At 54.3% G+C, this 22,679-nt stretch carries 17 protein-coding genes and 2 pseudogenes; 18 read left to right on the top strand and 1 reads right to left on the bottom strand.

Features of this window, described 5'->3' with window-relative positions; genetic code table 11:
* Positions 1-9: 9 nt before the first annotated feature.
* The 15 genes from F4V61_RS20085 to F4V61_RS20015 all read left to right on the top strand — a co-directional run bounded on the left by F4V61_RS20085 (position 10) and on the right by F4V61_RS20015 (position 20,064).
* Entirely contained in the window at positions 10-378 is a 369-nt protein-coding gene (locus tag F4V61_RS20085) for a hypothetical protein (RefSeq protein ID WP_079799380.1), read from the top strand.
* Positions 375-989, top strand: a complete 615-nt coding sequence (gene trbC, locus F4V61_RS20080) for a type-F conjugative transfer system pilin assembly protein TrbC (RefSeq protein ID WP_079799379.1) — start codon at positions 375-377, stop codon at positions 987-989. The genes F4V61_RS20085 and trbC overlap by 4 nt, the downstream gene beginning before the upstream one ends.
* Positions 986-2,815 carry a type-F conjugative transfer system mating-pair stabilization protein TraN gene (gene traN / locus F4V61_RS20075; protein ID WP_079799378.1) on the top strand — a complete coding sequence of 610 codons (1,830 nt, stop codon included), beginning with the start codon at positions 986-988 and terminating at the stop codon, positions 2,813-2,815. The genes trbC and traN overlap by 4 nt, the downstream gene beginning before the upstream one ends.
* Positions 2,812-3,588 (top strand): type-F conjugative transfer system pilin assembly protein TraF, encoded by a 777-nt coding sequence (gene traF, locus F4V61_RS20070; RefSeq protein WP_079799377.1) that lies wholly within the window; start codon positions 2,812-2,814, stop codon positions 3,586-3,588. The genes traN and traF overlap by 4 nt, the downstream gene beginning before the upstream one ends.
* Positions 3,589-3,613: 25 nt before the next feature.
* Entirely contained in the window at positions 3,614-4,225 is a 612-nt protein-coding gene (gene trbB, locus F4V61_RS20065) for a type-F conjugative transfer system pilin assembly thiol-disulfide isomerase TrbB (RefSeq protein WP_080160899.1), read from the top strand.
* Positions 4,225-5,586: a conjugal transfer pilus assembly protein TraH gene (gene traH, locus F4V61_RS20060; RefSeq protein WP_079799376.1), complete on the top strand. Its 1,362-nt coding sequence runs from the start codon at positions 4,225-4,227 to the stop codon at positions 5,584-5,586. The genes trbB and traH overlap by 1 nt, the downstream gene beginning before the upstream one ends.
* Before the next feature lies 1 nt (position 5,587).
* A complete protein-coding gene (gene traG / locus F4V61_RS20055) occupies positions 5,588-8,482 on the top strand; it encodes a conjugal transfer mating-pair stabilization protein TraG (protein WP_079799375.1) in 2,895 nt (964 codons plus the stop codon).
* An 11-nt stretch (positions 8,483-8,493) separates the two neighbouring features.
* Entirely contained in the window at positions 8,494-9,069 is a 576-nt protein-coding gene (locus F4V61_RS20050; protein ID WP_080152502.1) for a protein traS, read from the top strand.
* Positions 9,070-9,241: 172 nt separating this feature from the next.
* Positions 9,242-9,979 (top strand): conjugal transfer complement resistance protein TraT, encoded by a 738-nt coding sequence (traT, locus tag F4V61_RS20045; protein WP_079799373.1) that lies wholly within the window; start codon positions 9,242-9,244, stop codon positions 9,977-9,979.
* A gap of 142 nt (positions 9,980-10,121) precedes the next feature.
* Positions 10,122-12,299: a type IV conjugative transfer system coupling protein TraD gene (gene traD, locus F4V61_RS20040; RefSeq protein WP_080160900.1), complete on the top strand. Its 2,178-nt coding sequence runs from the start codon at positions 10,122-10,124 to the stop codon at positions 12,297-12,299.
* A complete protein-coding gene (gene traI / locus F4V61_RS20035; RefSeq protein ID WP_080160901.1) occupies positions 12,299-17,596 on the top strand; it encodes a conjugative transfer relaxase/helicase TraI in 5,298 nt (1,765 codons plus the stop codon). Before traD ends, traI begins: the two co-directional genes overlap by 1 nt.
* Positions 17,597-17,614: 18 nt before the next feature.
* Positions 17,615-18,181: a DUF2726 domain-containing protein gene (locus F4V61_RS20030; protein WP_080160902.1), complete on the top strand. Its 567-nt coding sequence runs from the start codon at positions 17,615-17,617 to the stop codon at positions 18,179-18,181.
* On the top strand, positions 18,178-18,909 hold the full coding sequence (traX, locus tag F4V61_RS20025) for a type-F conjugative transfer system pilin acetylase TraX (protein ID WP_079799369.1): 732 nt from the start codon (positions 18,178-18,180) through the stop codon (positions 18,907-18,909). Before F4V61_RS20030 ends, traX begins: the two co-directional genes overlap by 4 nt.
* A gap of 223 nt (positions 18,910-19,132) precedes the next feature.
* Positions 19,133-19,687, top strand: a complete 555-nt coding sequence (locus F4V61_RS20020) for a phospholipase D family protein (protein WP_080160938.1) — start codon at positions 19,133-19,135, stop codon at positions 19,685-19,687.
* Positions 19,688-19,818: 131 nt separating this feature from the next.
* Complete coding sequence (locus F4V61_RS20015; RefSeq protein ID WP_306292152.1) at positions 19,819-20,064, top strand: replication regulatory protein RepA; 246 nt, start codon at positions 19,819-19,821, stop codon at positions 20,062-20,064.
* 38 nt (positions 20,065-20,102) lie between these two features.
* On the opposite strand, the pseudogene F4V61_RS22695 reads toward F4V61_RS20015, so the two are convergent.
* Positions 20,103-20,225, bottom strand: a pseudogene (locus F4V61_RS22695) (replication protein RepA).
* Between the two features lie 88 nt (positions 20,226-20,313).
* On the opposite strand from F4V61_RS22695, the gene tap reads away from it, so the two are divergent.
* The 3 genes and pseudogenes from tap to F4V61_RS22545 all read left to right on the top strand — a co-directional run.
* Positions 20,314-20,391: a RepA leader peptide Tap gene (tap, locus tag F4V61_RS20010; protein WP_001541552.1), complete on the top strand. Its 78-nt coding sequence runs from the start codon at positions 20,314-20,316 to the stop codon at positions 20,389-20,391.
* Positions 20,372-21,253 carry an incFII family plasmid replication initiator RepA gene (gene repA, locus F4V61_RS20005; RefSeq protein ID WP_077915586.1) on the top strand — a complete coding sequence of 294 codons (882 nt, stop codon included), beginning with the start codon at positions 20,372-20,374 and terminating at the stop codon, positions 21,251-21,253. The genes tap and repA overlap by 20 nt, the downstream gene beginning before the upstream one ends.
* Positions 21,254-22,113: 860 nt before the next feature.
* Positions 22,114-22,354: pseudogene (locus tag F4V61_RS22545) on the top strand (ProQ/FINO family protein); the annotation flags it as partial.
* Positions 22,355-22,679 lie beyond the last annotated feature (325 nt).

Genomic DNA, 22,679 nt, shown 5'->3' with positions numbered 1-22,679 from the left:
GAGCACAGTATGTTTGTGAGCAAAAAAAAGTATGAGCTTGTCCTCTCCCGCTATGAACTGGCCGCTTCCCGCGCCGACCAGGCTGAACAGGTACTCGCACAACTTTACGGTATGGCGCTGAAATATGGTGGACTTTACAAGTGCATTCTCGAATGCCGTGAAGCGGCAATGGCCGTGACTCAACCTGGACGGGAAAGCACAAAACTGACTACGGAGCGACTGGCCTTTATCGACAGAGGATTAAGCGATTTGCTTCCATTCCTGACGCAACAGATGCCGGACGGAGAAAGGCTGATGTGGAATGACATGCTGAACGGCCGCTCTGCTGCAATGGCTTATGGCCCGGAACTCCAACAGCCAGAGGAGGAAACCCTGTGAACAAAACACTGATTTTCCTGTTCGCCCTGTTGACCACAGGGCTGGCTCAGGCCACAGAACACACGGAAAACCGTCAATTTATCAAGGAACAGCTCAAACTGGACCGTCAGCGATTTCAGTCTCTGCAAACCCCGGATTTCCTGAAGCAGGCACGTCCGGTAGCGCCGCAGGATCAGTCATTTCTCGACGCTCAGGCACAGCAATTCCGTCAATCCATGCAGCCTGGTGAGCGCCCCGTTGATGCTGCTCTGGTTTTTGTTTCATTCTCAATGCCCCCTGATGAACTGAAACAGCGCGTTCAGGACGCGGCAGCACTGAATATTCCGGTGGTTATCCGGGGGATGGTTAACGGCGACATGCGGGCCACAGCGAATGCTGTCACTGGTCTGGTAAAAGAGAGCAATACCGGAGGCGTGCAGATAGACCCAACCACCTTTCGTAAGTACAACATTACCGCTGTACCGGTACTGATCGTCGCCTGCGGAAATCAGGGCGATAAAGTTGACCGCCTTCAGGGTGATCTCACGCTGCATCAGGCGCTGAAGCGCGTGGCAGAAGAGGGGGACTGTGCGCAGACCGCGAAAAGCCTGCTGGGAGAGGAGGCTGAATGAAAAGGATACTCCCTTTACTGGTGGCTACGGCATCGGTCTTTATGGTGCAACCGCTCATCGCTAACGAGCAGTTTAATCAGGGTATGCAGCAGGGGAAAGCGAACAAAGGACAGGGGGCTGATGCCATTCAGGGATTTAAGCCCGCTGAAGTCATCCCGGGATACACAACATCCCCCTCTGAAAGCGGATACTACGGTGGGGTGACCTCATCGGGTGTGGATATGACATCCCCAGGTTCTGCAGCGTTAAACAGTTCTGAGGCCGGGAAAACTATTACGGAATCTATTCTTAATACTCCTGCAAACAACAAACCATCGCTGGATGCGCCGTTTATTTCCGAGGGGCTGGATATGCAGGCGAAAGCGGAAACCATTACCGGCGGCGGTTTTGACGGATGTGTGGATCAGCCTGCGAGTTTTACCGAAATCACCACACATCAGTGTCTGCGGGACACGAAAATTGAGCAGTACTGCACCCGCACCGCGACCATTGTCGGCGACTGGAAGGAAACCACAGAGGTTAAAACCTACACCCTTACCGCCTTTAATTTCAGCCGTTCCGGAAAGCAGATTGTGTTCAGTGTGGCAGCTCCTGAAGCTGGCATCATCCACAGTGCAAGCCTGAATGTGACCACCCAAAATTATCTCTGGAATTCCCGGGCCAGCTTTATGAATACCACGTTCAATCTGGGCTGGAATGACACCATTGCACTGGGAGGCGCGACAGGGATGGTGCTGACCAAAGGACAGACTCTCAGCGGGACAAGCTGCAGCGGGAACGGCAGCTGCACCGGTACGCTGGATAATGTCATCTATAACCAGTTCGTCGGGGGCAGCTCTCGTTTCACGCTGACGCTGGTGATGCAGGTGAAAAGCCGTGAATGGGTACCGCGGGTAGAGTGGTCAGAAAGCTGCCCGTTCAGCAAGTCTGAAGGCGCAATGACCGGTTCTCAGTGCGTGGAGCCGGGAGGCACCCGGTCCGTCGTTGTTGAGGGAAAAACCTACAGCATTCATCAGGACTGCTGGAAATGGCAAGACACCTACCTGACCCAGACCGAGACAGAAGGAACCTGCGGGGAGTATATGAAGGACTCCGCCTGTACGGTGACGCGCAGCCAGTGTGCAGATACCGTTGATGGTTTTTGTGTGAGTCAGCAGGTGACGTACTCCTGTGAACGGAAGAAAACGGGTAACGGGCAGATTTGCGGTGGTGAGTTTTTCTGTACGGACGGTAGCTGCGCGCAGGGCCAGACCGGGACCAGCAATATGTTTGGTCAGGCCGTCTCCGCGCTGGCCGCCGTAGCTGCTGCAGGCGAAGATGTGGCTGAACTGAACGGGGAGAACGTCAGAGCATTCACTGGCGAGGCCAAATCCTGCAAAAAGATGGCTGCGGGCTTCAATAACTGCTGCAAGGATTCCGGATGGGGCCAGGATGTGGGGCTGTCGAGCTGCAGCAGCGATGAAAAAGCGCTGGGCAAGGCTAAAGAGAAAAAGCTGACGGTCTATGTCGGGGAATACTGTAGTAAAAAAGTCCTCGGCGTCTGCCTCGAGAAAAAGCGCGGCTACTGCCAGTTTGATTCAAAACTGGCCCGTATTGTCCAGGAGCAGGGGCGTCGTGACCAACTGGGCGTTGGCTTCGGCAGCGGAAAGTCACCGAACTGTCGCGGCATAACGGTGGATGAACTGCAGCGCCTCGATTTTGGGGTGATGAACTTCAGCGATTTTTACAGCGACCTGGATGCCGGCAGTGAAATACCGGAAGACCAGGCGTTGCTGAAAAAAGCGCAGGACATCATTACCGAAAAAATGAAGGAGAACGCACCATGAGATGTATTGCCGGTGCGCTAGCCCTGATGATGGCAGTATCGCTGCATGCTGCTCCCGAGGATGTGCTGGCTCCTGAGTATGCCCGCGAAGAGGGATGGCAGTGGTACAACCCCAATGCTGAAGAGACCGAGCCTGAACCGGCGGCGCCGACCCTACGGGAACGTCTGGCCAGCATGACACCATCTGAGCAGAAAAAGGTGCTCCAGCAGGCAACACGTGAAGCGCTGGACACTGCCATTCTGTATCCCTCTGCGGAGAACTTCCGCCGCTTTATGACACTGCAGAACTTCTGGACTGACCGGGCAACGGACTTCACCCAGACGGCGAAACTGGCCCGGCTGAAGTATCCGGAGCTGGATTACAACGTGAAGCGCAGCCATTACAACGGCACGGTGGAAGCCCGCCTGACGGAAGAGAAGAAGGTCCAGAGTGCGGTTATCAGCCAGGTGGCTCAGCGCTATGGCCTGTTCTTTTTCTACCGGGGCAACAATGCCGTCGACAACCTGATGGCCGGGGTGATACGGGCTTTCTGTGAAGATCGGGGGATCAGCCTAATGGCCGTCAGCGTGGACGGTAAACTCAGCGACCAGCTGCCGCAAAGCCGTCCTGACAGCGGACAGGCTGAAAAAATGCGTGTCACCCACTTCCCGGCTACGTTTCTGGTCGACCCGAAAACTCACCAGTGGCAACCCCTTGCATGGGGCTTTATGAGCCACGACGACCTGGATCGCCAGATGGTCAGCGTCCTTACCCACTTTGCACCTGACTACTGATAACACCTGTCTTTTGAGGTAACCCATGCTTACTACTGTATTGCGGACCGCCATCCTGATGGCGGCGATGCTGGCTGGCTGTCTGCAGGCCGGGACACTGGATGATATTCGTGCCCTTGAAGCCGGAAAAACGGGCCGGAGCGCACCCGCGATGGATTCGCTCAGTCTGCCAGAAAACGGGGCAGCAATAACCACAGACCGTAATATTCAGAATACGTCACCCGTCTGGTATTCACTGAGTGATAACCGGAAAGTGAAGGTCCAGGACTGGAAGGTGGTGCTGTTCATGCAGTCGACCTGTCCGTACTGCCGCCAGTTTGCGCCGGTGCTGAAAGCCTTTTCTCAGAAGACGGGCTTTGATGTCTTTCCCATCAGCCTTGACGGGAAGGGGGATGCCGAATTCCCCGATGTTCTGCCAGCAACGCCGGATGTGATGGTGGAATATTTCCAGAGTGGCCTGCCGGTGGCCACGCCAACCACCTTTCTGACCAACGTCAACACGATGGAAACCTGGCCGCTGCTGCAGGGTGCCGCAGAGGCAGGTGAGTTCCGCAGTCGGCTCAATGAGGTGCTGCGTATGGCACTGGATCGGCAGTCAGGGAAAAGCATGCCACTCAACGCTCAGGGACAACAATAATGCGACTGAAACCGCTCTGCTTGGCTTTTGCGCTGGGCCTGTACAGTGCAGGAACGGCACATGCCGGGCTGCAGGATGACATGAATTCCTTCTTTAATGACATGAGTTATGCCAGCAACACCACTTCGGCAAAAGCCTGGCAGGGACAGGCCGCACGTTATGTCTCCGGAGGCTCGTTTTATGCGCGCACTGGCAACAAGAACATTCAGCTGGTTTCTATTAGCCTGCCGTCCATTAACGCCGGGTGTGGCGGTATTGATGTGTATCTGGGGGCGTTCTCTTTCATAAACTCCGACCAGATTATGGCGTTTGTGAAACAGACGATGGCTAATGCTGCGGGCTACTTCTTTGACCTTGCGCTGGAAACCACCGTACCGGAACTGAAGGCCGCGAAAGACTTCCTACAGAAGATGGTCGCTGATATTAACCGGTTCAATATGTCCAGCTGTCAGGCGGCAAAGGCGATGGTCGACAGCGTGGCATCGCTGTGGGGAGAGAGCCAGCAGAACGTCTGCCAGTCTGTTGGCGGGCAGAAAAGTGTCTTCTCTGACTGGGTTGCCTCCCGCCAGGGGTGTACTTCAGGCGGCAAATACGGCTCCGTCGCTGACAAGGCCACCGGCGCGGAAAAGGATCAGGTACTGAAGGATATTAACCTGATGTGGGATGCGCTCGGCAACAGCTCGCTCAGCAGCAACACAGAGCTGCGTCAGTTCGCCATGAGCATCAGTGGTTCGGTGATTTTCGGCAGTAACGGCGAATTGCGGGTTCTGTCTTCAATGGCATCGGACCGCAGCCTGCTGACAGCGATGATGAGCGGGGGGACGGCAAAGGTATACGTTTGCGATAACCAGAATAAATGCCTGTCCCCGACCCTGAATAACGTGACGATTTCCGCAGACAAATCCCTTATTAAGATGGTGCAGGACATGCTGACCAGCATCGAGAACAAGGCCATCACCGACACACCGCTGACGGAAAAAGAGAAGCAGTTCATCAACAGTACCTCCATCCCCATCCTCTCCTGGATTGTGGACCAGTCGTCACTGAGTGTCTCGCAGTCCCTGTTCGCCCAACTGACGGATTACATCGCGGTCGATATTTATCTGCAGTATCTGGAAGCCGTAATGAAGGTGGTTAACGGATCGCTTGCCACCAAAGATTACCCGGGCGCCAACATGAAGGCGCTGAAAAATGGCCTGTCAGATGCCAGACAGGCCCTTAACTCGCTGCGTATGGAGGTACAGATTAAGGAGGATGCCCTTATCTCCGCGCAGCAGCAAATCCGCTTTATCCGCCAGCAGGTCTCCTCAAAGATGAGCGATCGTGTGCTGGGTAACTACCAGTTCAGCAGGGTGAATTGATATGGCCGTTGATACGATTTACACCGTTGCCGGCGGGGCGTGGTTTCAGGATACGCTCAATGGCGTGGCGGCATTTTTTAACAGCAGAGCCGGAGACTCACTGATTGCTATGGCCACCGCCGTATCGGTGATTGTCGGGGCGGCAACCTATATCCGGACGCGCAATATTATGGACCTGGTCAAATGGGCCGGATTTTATGTCCTGGTGATTGCCGTTCTGGTCGGGGACAAGCGGAACGTGCAGATTATTGACCTGTCTGAGCCAGCGGCTATCTATCAGGTGGATAATGTCCCTACCGGCCTTGCAGCCCCTGCCAGCCTGATCACCCGTATTGGTGCCGGAATGGCACAGGTTTACGATTTTGTGTTTGCCCGTCCGGACGCGCTGACTTACAGCAAAACCGGGATGCTGTTTGGCGCGCAGCTGGCGGCGGGGAGCAGTGATTTCCGGTTCTCTGAGCCGGAAATTCAGCGCATGTTCTCTGATTACGTTCATAACTGCGTGGTGGGTGACATTATGCTGAACAACAAGTACAGCATTGGCGACCTGATGAATTCTACAGACCCCTACGCGCTGATATTCAGTAAACCGAGTCCGCTGCGTGGTCTGTATGACAAAAACCGCAATTTTCTGACCTGCGAGCAGGCCGCAACCAAAATAAACACTGATTCGAGTGATATCAGTGGCAGGAATATGTTTCCGTTTCTCCAGCAGGTGCTTAACCGGATGCACGGTTTCACGAACCAGGTCTTTGGTCCGACAAACGGTGCCAGTACGGCACTGTTCACCGAAATGCTGGGCGACAGCTATAACTATTTTCACGGCAATTCCATGACATCCACCGAAATCATCCGCAAGAACGTGGTGATGAATGGCCTGCGCAGTGGCCTGGAGAGCTTTTCAGCACAGAATGGCGATACGGCCGGACTGGTGAACACCGCAACGCAGACATCGATGGCAAAAATGCGCCTGTCTCAGGCGACCAGTGCGTCCATCGCTGCCAACACGCTGCCGGTGATGCACAGCGTTCTGCTGGGCATGACAATGGCGCTGTTCCCGGTGCTGATTGTTCTGGCCGTGGTGAGTTCTCTGTCCTGGACCATTATCAAAGGCTACATCTACACCATTGCTTATCTGCAGATGTGGCCCATTCTGTTCTCCATCCTGAACCATGCGATGAATTTCTACCTGCAGGGCAAACTCAACGGGACGGCGGTGACGCTGGCCACGTTTGACCAGGTACAGAATACCTATTCCGATATTGGCACCACAGCCGGCTGGCTGGCGCTGTCCATCCCGTTTATCGCATGGGGTATGGTTAAAGGTTTAGGGCAGGTGGTTTCGCAGGCGGGGAACTATCTGGGACAGACCCTGCAGTCAGCCTCCACACAGTCGTCTTCGCAGGCGATTGACGGTAACTGGTCCTATAACAATATGACGACGGGGAATGTACAGGGTAATAAGTGGGACACCAACTACAGTCATCGTGAAGGTCATATGACGAACCAGCTTGAGAGCGGGGCGACGAAAACCCTGACTTCGTCAGGTCAGCAGGTGTTCAATAATGCTGAGTCCATATCAAAACTGCCGGTGGATATCATGCTGGGTAAAACGGCGACAAGCAGTTGGCAGAAACAGCAACGCGATGCTATCAGCGAGGCTCAAAGCCTGAGCAACAGCTTGTCTCAGACCTCAAGCCTGGCGACATCGCAGTTAAACCAGTGGAGTCAGCAACGTGGTAACAGCGATACCACTGTTTCGGGTACAGACACGTCGACTAACAGCAATCTGACCAAAGCACTGAACACCATTCAGTCTATTGGTTCCCGCTATGCCCGCGATGAAAATACCACTCTGGCGGAAGGTATTCGGGCAGCGGCAACTAAAAGTCAGGATATGAGTGCCGGAGCAGGCGGAAGTGCTCAGATTTCTTTCGATTCTGACCGACAGATTCTGGGGAAAGTTGCTGGACTGGCTACCGGGATGAAAGGCTCGGTAGAAGGGCATCTGAAGACCGAGTATACCGGCAGAAGTGGTTCTTCGCATGGTACCAGTTCCGATCTGACTCATCAGGGAGGTACAAGCAAAGGATTCAGTGCACAGGAACTGAAGGATTTCCGCGACGCAATGGACGTTGTGACGTCTACCCGCGTGACGGACAGCGGCAGCCATACCGACAATGCATCATCATCCCTTGCTAACCAGCTGTCTTCGACATTCTCCAGTCTGAAGAGCCAGGCATCTCAGTTTAACGATGCGGTTACCCGAAGTCATGAGTACTCACAGCTGGCCAGCTATGCGGAAAATAACAGTGCCAATATTAACCAGAACTACTCTCAGGAGTTTGTTGGTTATGTCACGAGTAAGCACCCTGGGGAGGCTGACAAAATATTGTCAGATGCCGCCAGCCCTGAGGTGCGTGCAGAACGAGACAGGCTGGTCCAGGAATTTGTGGAAGACCGCATGAAACCACAGTTGCTGCAGGAATTTGAACAAAATAAAGGACGAACCGGTGACGGAATCGGCGGTGTCGGCGCATCATCAGGTCACGTAGATCTTCAGGCGGAATACGCTCAGCAGCAGAGCAGCATGAATGCAATGGCCAGTGCGAATGGAGTGAAACAAGGTAATGAGGTTGGTGCTGATGTACAACATCGCCGCAATAGTGCTGAATCTCAGGTCGATATTGATAAAAATTCTGTGAACTCATCCGGTAGTTCTGCCAGGACGGATTACAATCGCTTGCAGAAAGAACATGAACAGGGTAATAAAAACTTTAATGACGCTAAAAGTGCCGAGGAAGATAGACAAAAATGGGACGGTGGGAGTGGCAAAGGACGTGAAGAGTTAAATAAGATAAAGGATGATTTGCAAAAACGGATTGATAAGTCATAAGGTGAAGTTAGATGAAACGTTCAGATTTAGAAAAGGATGCAGCTTTTATATTGAAATCAATGAGCGAAAGGGATTATGAGATTCCGTCAAATAAAAATATTTTGAAGGTTGTTTTTAACTGGTTGAAGTATGTTTATGGGATTCAGATTGTTTTTGTTTTTCTGGCGTTCTTTATTTATAGGGAGCCTGGAGATCTCAATTTTCAAATGCAAAAAATTGTCTCCCTTATTTTGCTTTCCGCACCATTCATGTTGGTTTTCACTCTCGTTTTTATTGGCGCGACATACAGTAATGTGTGTATTTCCCTGATTTTAGGGGAGGAAGTTAAAAATGAATCAATCCTGCTGAGGATTATCAAGAAAAAAATAGGCTTTTACAGTCGTTTGTTACTCATTGTTAATTCCTTGATTGGTTTCATTTTACTGTGGGCCGGTGAGCCCTTTATTGCTGGGTTAGGTATCTCATGGTTTGTGACTTTTCTCATGAGTGCTCTCTTTTTACAGGGTTCATTATCCCGATATATGACTCCTGCGGTGGTCAGCAGTTTGTCAAAAGTGAAAGAGTTGCTTTCTGCCTCCCCAAAATAAGCGTCTGATTTTGTGACATACTCTGAAAATTCGCACAGTACAACCATAGAGTTGATGTGGTTGTACTGCAGGCTTTACATTATCCATACCCGTGCTGGGCGTGCGGGTAACAACAGTAGTACCTCAGAGCATGGCATATGGCATGCGACTTATATGGAAATGAGAAAAGTATATGAAAAATAATGTTAAATTGATGACAATGATAGCCGTATTATCTTCTGTCCTTGTGCTTTCCGGGTGTGGCGCGATGAGCACAGCGATTAAAAAACGCAACCTCGAAGTGAAAACACAGATGAGTGAAACCATCTGGCTGGAGCCTTCCTCACAGAAGACCGTATACCTCCAGATAAAAAATACTTCTGACAAAGATATGTCCGGCCTGCAGGCGAAAATAACCAAAGCGGTTCAGGATAAGGGCTATACCGTGACGTCCTCACCGGACAGCGCATACTACTGGATTCAGGCTAATGTCCTGAAGGCGGATAAAATGGATCTGCGCACTGCGCAGGGGTTCCTGAACCAGGGTTATGAAGGTGCAATAGCGGGCGCTGCATTAGGGGCGGGGATCACCGGTTATAACTCGAACTCTGCCGGTGCAACATTAGGTGTAGGTCTGGCGGCCGGGCTTGTGGGGATGGCCGCTGACGCGATGGTGGAAGATATCAACTATACGATGGTGACGGATATTCAGATTTCTGAAAAAACAAACGCCAGCGTGCAGACCGATAATGTCGCTGCTCTGAAACAGGGCACTTCTGGTTATAAAGTTCAGACCAGTACACAAACTGGTAATCAGCATAAATACCAGACCCGCGTTGTGTCTTCTGCTAATAAAGTAAACCTGAAATTTGAAGAGGCGAAGCCGGTGCTTGAGGATCAGCTTGCAAAATCTGTAGCTAATATTCTCTGAAATACCAGGGTGGTTATTCAACCACCCTTATTCCTGACTTGCCTGTTGCAAATAACACACACCAATCTTCTTTGACTCCATAAACTAATCGTCTGAAGCATTTTGTTTTGCTTTTACGATCAGTCTGTCTATGGGAAATATAATGAGCCTGAATCCTCGTGACTTAACGCAGGGCGGTCAGGTCGCATTCATGCGCCTGAAAATGTTCCTGCAAATAAATAACCTGATTTCTTATTACGTTATTATGGGGACGGTTTTATTTGGCATCGCCGTCCTGCTTATGCGAATGAGTATTCAGAATCTGACCAACGGCATTATTTACTGGTTTGTCCGGGTAATGTCGCCCTTTACTGAAAAAATGGTTAGTCAGCCTGTCTATACCATCCGTTATTACGAACATAACCTGCAGTACAGCGCCAGACAGGTACTGAGCGACAGTTACACCCTGTACTGCGGTCAACTGCTGAAACAGGAACTGGTTATTGCCGGATGTGCCGCGCTGCTGATTGCCTTTCTGGCCACGCTGGCCGTGTACTGGTATCTCGGGCGTGCTGGCCGTAAACAGAGTGAGGATGAAATTATCGGGGGCCGGGTACTCTGCGAATCGCCAAAAGAAGTTGCCCGGATGATGAAAAAACGCGGAGAAGCATCCGATATTCGTATCGATGACCTGCCGCTGAAGCTGGATTCTGAAATCCAGAACTTCGCCATGCACGGGACAGTGGGATCGGGTAAGTCCCAGCTGATGCGCAAGATTTTGAAGCAACTGCGCGAGCGTGGTGACCAGGTCATTATCTACGACAAGGGCTGCACCTTTGTTGAGGATTTCTATGATGAATCCCGGGATGAAGTGCTTAATGCTATGGATGCCCGCTGCCCTAACTGGGATCTGTGGGAAGAATGCCGCACGATATCTGAACTGGAGAACGCAAGTAGTACACTTATCCCGGCCAGCAGCGGTGAAGATCCTTTCTGGCAGGGTAGTGCACGCACCATCTTTGCGGAAGGTGCAGAGCGCATGCGCAAGGACGAAGACCGCAGCTATAACAAATTCCTGCGCACGTTGCTGGCCATTCAACTTGATCAGTTGAGGACATTCCTTGCCGGTACGCCTGCATCCACTCTGGTTGACGGTAAGATTGAAAAAACAGCCATCTCCATTCGCAGTGTGCTGACCAACTACGTCAAGGCGATGCGTTATCTGCAGGGTATCGACCGCCCGGGGCGGGAGAAATTCACCATCCGCGAATGGATGAAGGGCCAGGCCGATAAATCGAAGAATGGCTGGTTGTTCATCACCTCTGATGAGCAGTATCACGAGTCCCTCAAACCGCTTATAACGATGTGGCTCAGTATTGCCGCCACTAGTTTGCTTGCGATGGGGGAAAACCGGCAGCGTCGTGTCTGGTTTGTATACGATGAAATTCCGTCACTCAATAAGCTGGTCACTCTACCCCGCATCATTGCTGAAGGTCGTAAATTTGGCGGCTGTTTTATTCTGGGCTTTCAGAACGAGGCTCAGATGGAAGAAATCTACGGCCCGAAAGCGGCAGCGGGGCTTTTTGACCTGCTGAATACCAAGTTCTTCTTCCGCTCACCGAGCGCCCAGATTGCGAAGTTTGTGGAGGAGGATATTGGGGAAACCCGCCGTCTGAAGTTCAGCGAACAGACCAGCTTTGGTCATGAACAGGTGCGTGACGGGATTTCTTTTGGCAAGGAAGAAGAACGTGTCAGCATCGTCAGCTACTCGGATGTACAGTCCCTGAACGACCTGCAGTGTTATGTCACCCTGCCGGGAAGCTACCCGGTAGTGAAGCTGACAATGAAGTATGAAGCGATGCCTAAAGTGGCTGACTCCCTGCTGTTGCGGGACGTACAGACTAGTCTCGACCGGACTATTGAGGACGAGCTGGTACGCCGTACAGAGGAGGAACGCCGCAGCCTGGATGGGTTGTTTAACCCCGTGAAGCTGGTAGCTGAAAACCCACTCCTGGAGACAACACCACAAACCGACATCCAACCGAAGACATCACCATCCATAGCTCCTGCAACGGCCACGGTGAATACCACTTCTTCTACCGATGCAACTGCTGGCAGCCCTGTCACTACCGGAGGGACGGAACGGGATATTGAACAGGATTTACCACAGGATATTCCCCCGGGCCTGAACAGCGACGGTGAGGTGGTGGATTTCGCAGCGTATGAGGCCTGGGCTCAGTCCTCACATCAGACCCGCGATGTGACCCGCAGGGAAGAGGTCAACATCAACCATGCGACAGATAAAACGCATGACTTTGATGACGACAGGGAGGTGTTCTGATGCTCTCCATTTCTTCTGTAAAGGGTGATTCGGCCTATTACAGTCATGAAGATAACTACTATGCCAGCGGTTCGCTGGAGTCCCGCTGGCTGGGAGATGGCGCGGAGAAACTGGGCCTGAAGGGCGAAGTCGCCAACGCCGATATGGATGCGATACGTCAGGGCAAACTTCCTGACGGCACCGATCTCTCCAGAATGGTCAATGGCGTGAATAAACACCGCAGTGGCTACGACCTGACCTTTTCAGCCCCCAAAAGTGTGTCGATGATGATCCTCATTGGTGGTGATACCCGCCTGCTTGATGCGTGGAACCGCAGTGTTGAAAACGGCATGAAAGAGGTTGAGAAGCTTATCAGTGCGCGCATCACGGACGGTGGAAAAACCGACACTGTTCTGACGGGAAACATGGTGGCCGCACTGTACAACCATGATACCTCCCGTGCTTTAGATCCGCAGATCCATACGCATGCGCTCGTGTTCAATACCACGTTTGCGGAAGACAAATGGCGGGCGCTGGCCAGCGATACACGTATGAAAACCGGATTCGGTGAAAATCTGTATGCGCTGCAGGTGGCGATCGGAAACCTCGTACTGCAACCCTTCAGACAGGAGGCGGAAAAACTCGGTTATGAAACGGTTGCAGCCGGTAAAAATGGTCTCTGGGAGCTGAAAGATGTTCCCGTTGCGCCGTTTTCGACCCGAAGTCAGGCTATCAGCGAAGCGGCAGGGCCGGATGCGTCCAAAAAAACCCGCGACGTTGCCGCACTTGATACCCGCCAGGCTAAAGCCTGGGCCGACCCGGACCTGCTGAAAGCTGAGTGGCGCCGGCGGCTGACCGATGAAAAATTCGATATCGATAACTACATCGGCCAGGTGCAGACGCGGGCCGAGCCACCAGGTTCTGCTGTCGGCGGTACAGAGGGTATTCGGGTTACAGGCCAGCCTGGTGGTGCGTCTTCCGCTCAGATTTCTGAGTCAGACGTGCAGAAAGCCGTCAGTGACACGATTTCGGCGTTGTCGGAGAAGAAGGTCCAGTTTACCTGGTCGGAAATGCTGGCCGGCACGGTCAGTCGTCTGCCGTCAGCGTCAGGCCTGTTTGAGCAGGCCCGTGCCGGTATTGAGGCCGCGATTGAAGGGCAGCGTCTTATTCCCCTGGACCGGGAGAAGGGCATCTTCACCTCTGATATCCACCTGCTGAACGAACTCAGTGTCCATCAGCTGGCGCGTACGGCCGTTGCGGAGCAAACCGTGCTGGTCTTCCCTGAACGGGCACAGGAGCGCGATATACCTGCCGGGGATGCTGTCTCTGTGCTGTCGCAGGATAAAAGCCCTGTGGCCATTCTCAGCGGTCGCGGAGGTGCGCAGAGCCTGCGTGAGCGCACGGAAGACGTGGCCATGATGGCCCGCGCACAGGGCCGTGAGGTGATGGTGATTGCAGCCGACGGTCGCAGTGGCCAGTTTCTGTCAGAAAGCCTTCATCTGGCAGGTCATGTAATGCTGCGCTCGCAGATGAATGCTGACACCGTATTGCCGGTGCAGGGCACGGTTATCGTTGACCGGGCGGAAAGGCTGTCACTGAAAGAAACCGTGCTGCTGCAGGAAAAGGCGCTCAGCGCCGGTGCGCAGCTGATTTTTATGGATACGGAGAACCGGCAGGGAACGGGGAATGCTTTGTCTGTGCTGAAAGAGGCGGATATCCCGCAGTACCGGTTTTACGGCACGCAGCTGCCGGAAGTGCGGCTGGTCAGTGAGGCGGACAAACGCAGCCGTTACAGCCAGCTGGCGCAGGAGTATGTGCGCCTGTCAGCAGAAGGGCGGGATGTCGTGGCCCAGGTGACCGGTGCCCGGGAACAGCAGCAGCTGACGGAGGTTATCAGGGATATACGGCGTGATGCGGGTGAGCTGGGCCGGGAGCAGGTGACACTCAGGGTACTGGAGCCGGTGTGGCTGGACAGCAAAACCCGTCATCAGCGCGATAATTACCGGCCCGGGATGGTGATGGAGCAGTGGGACGCTGAGAAGAAAACGATGACACGGCACACCATTGACCGGGTGGCAGAGGCCACTAACAGTCTGGTTCTGCAGGGGGAAGACGGCAGTCGCCTGACCCTGAAGGTGACCCAGGTGGACGGCAGCTGGAGCCTGTACCGCAGCCGGACACTGGAGGTTTCTGAAGGGGACCGCGTCAGGGCGCTGGGGCGAGAGCTGAAGGGAGCCATCAAAGCGAAAGAGAAGTTCACCGTGGCGGGGCTGGAAAATGGTGCGGTACGGCTGCGCAGCGGCGACCGGGAACTGCGCCTGCCCACTGAACGGGCCGTGAAGCTGACTCATGACTATGTGGAAGGGACCGGGGCGGGTACCAGCGCGTCGCGCACGGTACTGGCCGCAGTCGGTCCGCGAGGGCTTAATAAACAGACCCTGAACGCGCTGGCGCAAAGTGGCAGCGACATCCGGATTTATACGCCGCTGGAAGCCCGGCAGGCAGCACGCAAAGTGGAAAGTGTGTCTGCCGTGCGACTGGCCAGTGACCAGGTCCGTCAGTCGACCGGCGAGGCAAATCTGGATACCGCCATACAGGCCAGCCGTGAGCGTCTGATGTCGGATGCAGAGCAGGCCGTCAGTCTGGCCATCCCGCGCGCGCAGCAGGGACAGGTACACCTCAGTGAAATTGCCCTGCTGTCAGAAGCGGTAAAATCCGGCCAGCGGCTGGCTGATGTCCGGACTGAAATCGCCCGGCAGGTGAACAGCGGGGAGCTGATTCAGCTGGATTCGGTTTCCGGGGCGGGAAACAGGGTGCTTGTTCCGCGTGTGGCGTATGAGATGGAAAAGACCATCATCCGCCATATTGCTGAGGGTAAGGATGCTGTACAGCCCCTTATAGCGCTGACGCCTGCCTCAGTGCTGGCCGGTCTGACGGCAGGCCAGCGGGAGGCCACACGGACGGTACTGGAGAACACCGACCGTTTTATGGCCATTCAGGGCTATGCCGGGGTGGGGAAAACCACCCAGTTCCGGGCGGTGATGGGTGCCCTGAACACCCTGTCTGAATCCGTGCGCCCGCAGGTCATCGGCCTGGGACCCACGCACCGGGCCGTGCATGAGATGCGTGAGGCCGGGGTGGATGCACGGACGCTGGCCAGTTTCCTCAGTGAAACCCGGCTGGCCATTCAGGCCGGAGAAACACCGGACTTCCGCAATGTCCTGTTCCTGACCGATGAGAGCTCGATGGTGGGTAACCGCGATATGACAGAGCTCTATCAGCTGGTTGCCGCAGGCGGAGGACGAATGGTCTCCAGCGGGGACACCGCGCAGCTGCAGGCCATCTCAACCGGTCTGCCGTTCCGCCTGGTGCAACAGCGCAGTGCCATCGATACGGTGGTGATGCAGGAGATTGTCCGCCAGACTCCGGCTCTGCGCCCGGCGATTGAAAGCATCATCGCAGGTCAGGTTGATACATCACTGCGCCAGGTGGATGATGTCAGCCCGCAACAGGTACCACGTCAGGAAGGAGCCTGGGTGCCCGGGAATTCCGTCATGGAAATCCGTGCGCCGAAAAAGGACCAGGAGCAGGACACTCCCGCTGCCGATGGACAGACACTGACACCAGAGCAATTGTCACTGGTCCGGACTGACATCATTGAAGCCATCCGGGATGACTGGATGGGGCGCACCCCGGAGGCGCAGCAGCAGACGCTGGTTGTGGCGGAACTCAACGCCGATCGTCATGCCATCAATGATGCCATTCATGCCGCCCGGCATGAGAAAGGCGATACAGGTGCTGAAGAACGCACGTTCACCGTGCTGGAACCGCTCCGGGTGCCTGACAATGCCCTGCGTGCGGCTGAAACCTTTGCGGAGTATACCGGCGCCGTGGCCATGATGAACGAGCGCTACTGGACTGTGGCGGAGGTGGATACGCAGGACGCCGTGGTCACGTTGCGTAATGCTGACGGGGAGTCGGTGCTGATCTCTCCTCAGCAGAACACTGCACAGGATATTTCCCTCTTCACGCACCGCGACCTGACGCTTAGTCAGGGAGACCGGGTGCGCTTTACCCGCTCGGACACCGACCGCGGCTATGTGGCCAACAGCCTGTGGGAGGTGGCCGGGTTCACTGACGACGGGGCCATCCGCTTCCGCCAGGGGGACCAGGAGAAAATCGTCGACCCGCAGGCCACGACGGAGGACCGTCATATTGACCTTGCGTATGCCCTGACGGTGCATGGCGTGCAGGGGGCCAGCGAGCGTTTTGCTATCGCCCTTTTCGGTGCTGAAGGTGGGCGAAAACTGATGGCATCACTGGAATCTCTTTACGTGACGCTGTCACGAGCAAAAGAGCATGTTCAGGTATTTACGGACAACCTGGAGCGCTGGCGGCAGCTGGTTCAGCAGTCTGACGGCGGAAAAACTGCTCACGACCTGCTGCACCAGGAGAGTGACCGGGATGCCGCCACTGGTAACCGTCTGCTGGCCACCGCCTCACGACTGGATAAAACAGCGCTGGGACGCAGGGTTCTGGCGGAAAACGGTCTTGAGGGTGAAACGATGGCCCGCTTTATCGCGGCAGGTAAAAAATACCCGACACCGTATGTGGCCCTGCCGGCGTGGACCCGTCACGGAAAAGAAGCCGGGGCACTGCTGACCGAAATCCGCATTGAGGATGACGGGATGCGCGTGGTGCTCAGTGATGAGTCCCGACTGCGTGGCGGTGAAGATGCGCAATTCGCCGGACTGCAGGCGAGCCGGAATGGTCAGACACTGATTGCCGACAGTGCGGAAGCCGCGCTGCAGCTGGCGCAGCAGAATCCGGAAAGTGGGGTGGTGATACGCCTGCACGGCGAAGAACGGTTGCTCAATGCCGCTCGTCTGACCGGGGGACGTATCACGGAGCCTGACGAGGTGGCACGGACAGTGCGCAGTGTGGCGGAGGTTGAATCGGCGGCGAAAGCGGAAGACCCCATTACGCTGCCTCCGGACGAGCAGCAGAAACTGGCAGAGGCACAGGAAAAAGCGGCCCGGGAGCTGGCGGAGCAGGCCCGGCAGGAACTGCTGCCGGCAGTGCCGGGTGAGGAGAGCACCAGACCAGAACCCCTGTTGTCTGCTGATGAAGAACGTCGCCTGCGTGACGGTACAGCGCGGGGAGAACGTGAGCTGGATGAGGCCATTCAGGAAGCGGTGGCGGACGGTCGGGGTATCCGCCAGCAGGTGCACGAACAGATGCTGCGTACCGAGCGTGAGTGGGGGGTGAATGTACCGGAAAAAGACATTGAGCTGGAAAAAACGCTCGGTGGGGACTGATTCAGGGAGGATATGTGTATGGTTGCCGGAATAATCATCATTGCCATTTTGCTCGCCGGATTTGTGGTATTGCTCAGGCAGGCCGGTTCAGCCCGGTATCCACTTTTGCAGAGACTGCGTGAGAAAGGGATTCGTCCGGGCAGTACTGTACTGTTGCTGTGTGGCCGACCGTCTTTTGTCAGTGCCGGGCGGTTAATGACTGAACGCGAGCAGCGTTTTCTGCGCCGGCTCGACAGGGTGACCGATACCCGCCAGTGGCGGCTGTGCCCGCAGGTTCGAGTGGCCGATATCGTCAGAGTTGCGCCCGACCGTAAGTCCGGAAGCCGTGAATGGTGGCAGTTGTTCCGCCTGGTATCGCAGTGGCACTGCGATGTGGTTATCACGGACCGCGCCGGGCGAATCATTGCGGCAGTGGAGCTGGACGACCGTTCCCATCAGGCGCCGAAACGTCAGCGGCGTGACCTGCTGCTGGAAGAGGTACTGAAACAGGCGGGTATCCCGCTGCTGCGCGGCGATGATGAGCAGCAACTGGCTGAGCGCGTCAGGGCACACCTTTGCGCACAACGACCGGAGGCTGCAGCATGAGTCCGGGGAAATCTGTTGCCCTGCATCCTTTCAGGCCGCTCCTGAATTTCTCCGCGCTGCAGCGCGATGTCATCCGGATGGCCGCATTTATGGCAATGGTGGGGGACCACATCGCCACTGCCTTTCAGCTGGATATGCCCTTACTGAACATGGCCGGGCGTTGTGCATTCCCCCTGTTTGCGCTGGTCAGCGGCTGTAACATGGCAGGCAAAACCCTGCGTCAGCACAGCCTCAACCGCCTGTGGCTGATGGCACTCCTGGCCCAGCCGGGTTACTGGCTGGCCTTCAGGGAAGCCGGACTCATGTGGTGGCAACTGAATATCCTGTTCGCCTTCGCCGTTGTCATGCAGGTGACCCGCTTCCTGCAGGCGGCAACCGTGCTTAATGGCGTTGCAGCGTTCACGGCCCTGGTGGGATACCTGCCGCTTAGCTCCGCCAGTTACAGCATACCTGGTCTACTGATGCTAGCCGGTGCGCTGCTTATCTGGCAGGTCCGGGACTCACTGCAGCCAGCCCTGTTTGCTGTCTGGCTATTGCTGGTCGCCCTGCTTAATGCCCGGCACGGTGATGTGATGATGCTCTCCGGCGTACTGCTGACGTTGACTGTGCTGTTTTGTGTGCACGGGCTGGTACCGGCTCTCGGACGACGCCTGCAGGCCGGACGGTGGTTTGCACCAGCGTATGCCCTCCATCTGCTGTGTATTGGTTTTCTGGTCAGTATTCTCTGACCTGTCTCTGCCAGTGAAAATAAATCACATGGAAAAAAAGCAAAATGCAGTATCTGCAGTTAAACACGTGAAACTGGCCTTTACCGGTCAGGTTTAGTTCAGCCTCAACGGCCTGACGCCTCCGCAGGGCGTCGTTGCCCAACCCCGGCAATCGGGGAAAAACGAGTTTCCCCCGATTCCGGCGTTTCTGAATACATCCAGCGAAGGAAATACCATGCAAACAATGCCTAAAAAACATATGTGCCGATGGCTTCTGCCCGGCCTGCTCGGTCTGGTTCTGTGCGCGCCAGTACCGAATACTTACGCAGCCACCGTTGAGGCAGGATTTTCTCCAGAAGGTACAGCTCTCCAGCTGGTTCTTAAGACAATTGAGACCGCGCAACAGGAAATCCGTCTGATGGGCTATTCCTTCACCTCTCCGGAGGTGGCCAGGGCACTTGTCAGGGCAAAACGTCGGGGTGTAGATGTGGGCGTGGTTCTGGACTGGAAAGCTAATACCGGAAGGAACAACAACGCCAGTAAAGCAGCCATGAACATTCTGGTTGGTGCTGGTATCCCGGTTCGTACAGTCAGTGCCTACAAAATTCTCCATAACAAAGTGATCGTCGTTGATGGCCGCAACACCCAGGTCGGCTCATTTAACTTCAGCCGGGCTGCAGACCGTTCGAATTCGGAGAACGTGCTTGTCGTCTGGGATGACCCAGTCTTAGCCCGCAGCTACCTGAACCACTGGACATCCCGCTGGGCGCAGGGAACGGACTGGAAACAGACGTACTGACATCCCAAGAAACGATCCTGAAACGTAAACCGTGCGCCAACACAGGTTACGTTCATAAAGTAAGTCGCTGATTTTAGAAATCTGTAGTATTCTCTGCAAACGATCTAGGTTTGATCCTTGAGGAGGCAGAGATGTCGCAGATTGAAAATGCAGTAACTTCCTCATCGAAACGCATTTACAGAAAGGGTAATCCCTTATCTTCCGCTGAGAAGAAGAGATTATCTATTTCGCGAAAAAAGGCGACGCATAAAGAGCTCAATGTTTTCATACAAAACATGCATAAAGAAAGCTTGCAGCAGCTTTGTGAAGAGACTGGAACTACTCAGGCTCAAATGATTGAGTTACTAATTGAACGGGAAATGGCCAAAAGAGCCTGAGATAAGAAGGTGAATGAGTAACTTTCTTGATCGTCTCGTCAGTGAGTGTTAGATTGCTGATCGTCTAAAGAGTTTTGATGGCTGGCCACGCCGTAAGGTGGCAGGGAACTGGTTCTGATGAGGTGTCTACCCGGGACCAGAAAAGCAAAAACCCCGATAATCTTCTCATTTCTTGGCGGGAACGAAAGATTAACGGGGCCTACTTAAACTGTATAGCCACCAATCAGGCTATGCAGGGAGTATAGTTTTATGCTCAGAAAATTTCAATACTTGTTTCTGTGGCATTTACTCCTTCCGTGCATTGTAAGTGCAGGCAGAAGTGACTGACACCCGAACACTGTTCACTCATTACCGACAGGTCAAAAATCCGAATCCGGAATTCACGCCGCGAGAAGGGAAAAAGACCCTGCCGTTCTGTCGTAAGCTGATGGCGAAAGCCGAAGGGTTCACGTCCCGTTTTGATTTTTCCGTCCATGTGGCGTTCGTTCGTTCGCTGGGAAAGCGTCACCGGATGCCGCCTTTGCTGCGCCGTCGTGCCATCGATGCGCTGCTTCAGGGGTTGTGCTTCCATTATGATCCACTGGCCAACCGTGTACAGAGATCCATCACCAATCTGGCTATAGAGTGCGGTCTGGCCACCGAGTCAAAAAGTGGCAATCTGTCCATCACCCGCGCCACACGGGCGCTGAAGTTTATGGCAGAGCTGGGGCTGATTACCTACCAGACCGAGTATGATCCGCAGATTGGCTGCAACATCCCGACCGATATCACCTTCACGCCGGCACTGTTCTCCGCGCTCGACGTCTCTGACGTGGCTGTTGTGGCCGCCCGCCGCAGTCGTGTCGAATGGGAAAATCAGCAGCGCAAAAAGCAGAATCTGGAGCCGCTGGAGATGGACGAACTGATAGCGAAAGCCTGGCGATTTGTGCGCGAACGGTTCCGCAGCTACCAGTCTGAACGTAAACTGCACGGACTGAAACGCGCCCGGGCGCGGCGTGACGCGGACAGAACCCGTAAGGACATCGAAACACTGGTGAAACAGCAGCTGACGCGGGAATACGCCAGCGGACGCTTTACCGGCGGGCTTGATGCCATGAAGCGGGAGCTGCAGCGGCGCGTGAAAGAGCGCATGATGATGTCGCGGGGCAAAAACTACACGCGACTGGCCATGGCCACCGTCCCCATATAACCCACCAGATTATGAAAATCCGGCTGACGCCGGAGGATTTTGTACGTCTGTCGCCTGGCACCGCCTGTTTTCTGCGCGGAACGCTCGTTCTTCCTGCCAAAATATCGCTCATTCTGCTGCCAGAATGGTCAGAAATGTTCCAGCCTGAGCCATTTCCGGTCGCAATATTCAGTTACCCACAAATAACTGCAAGGGACCTTTCCATAAAGTTACAACCGATATACTGACAAAGCGCCAGGCGACCTGATTTCAAAGTGCGTGGTTTCCTTTAAACCCCAGATCTATACTTCTTTTAAATACATAATCTTTCTCTCTTATAAATAAATAACCTGTTCATCACCTGCCCTGTGGACAGGTTCCAGAGAATGACCGCCCTTGCAGCGGACTCACGTCCGCGCCGGTTCGGAAACACCATTAGTACCTCCCGTCGCTATGCGGCGGGCCCCGGTCGTGCAAATAGTTACAACATCCAAAATTATGACCAACGAAACCGGAGCAAAAACCTAATATCCAGCCCTTCCCCACCACTGAAAAGCGCCGCCGCCCCGGCCCAAAGGGCCGGAGTGGAGTCGCTTTTAATGCTGGATGATGTAACTAAACTTTCGAGTGGTTTCAAGTCCCGTATGGCTTTGCAGGGCGATGGCCCACTGCGTGAACCATCACCCCGCCAGCAGGGTATCTTATGTGCAGTTGTCAACCACTGAATCGGAACCCACGCCAAAGGCGCGGGGCCCCACGATTCAGCAGTTGACAATTCCACCCTGCGTGCCCATACAACAGTTAAGTTTTTCTTTTTTTATGTCTGTTGTAATTAAATATGCTATTATTTCATAGCGTTATGCTTATTTTTCGAAGTGGTTATGACGGCTGGTAAACAAAAAAATACACCGGTCATTGTGATGAAGAAAAAACGCCACATTATTTCTCCTCCACTCACTGAGGAACATGTAATCACTCCTCCGCCTCCGGAGCTTCCTCCCGGAATAGCAGGGTGCAGCCCGAATTATCACCCGCAGGTGGAAATACCTTGAGCGAATTTCTGTTTCCGGTGCTTTACGTTATGGCATCGATGAATTGCCTGCCGGTGTCGTTTCTGAGCACTCTGAAATGGGCAATCCAGCGCTGACGGGTCTCCATGGCTACTTTAGGGATCCTACACCAGAACTACCGAAATTTCCGGCCGTGAGCTTTCGACACCTCAATGGCACCATCAATAACGGAGAACATGAGCACATTTGGCATGTTACTCGCCTCTTGTGGTCCTTCTCCTGAGCCGGATGTTTTGTTTCAGCCGGTGAGGGAGTTTGAGGGCCAATGGAACGAAAACGTACGCTAAGAAGATAACATATTGTTTTATAAAGAATCCGTACTCAGCCGTTCGAAAACTTGCACTAATAGTAAAATCGAAGCAGCCCAACGGCGTTGG

It is taken from the genome of Salmonella enterica subsp. arizonae (genome assembly GCF_008692845.1).
In the GTDB taxonomy this organism is placed as follows: domain Bacteria; phylum Pseudomonadota; class Gammaproteobacteria; order Enterobacterales; family Enterobacteriaceae; genus Salmonella; species Salmonella arizonae.
Note: the sequence above shows the minus strand (reverse complement) of the source record. Positions and strands in the feature narration are given on the sequence as shown.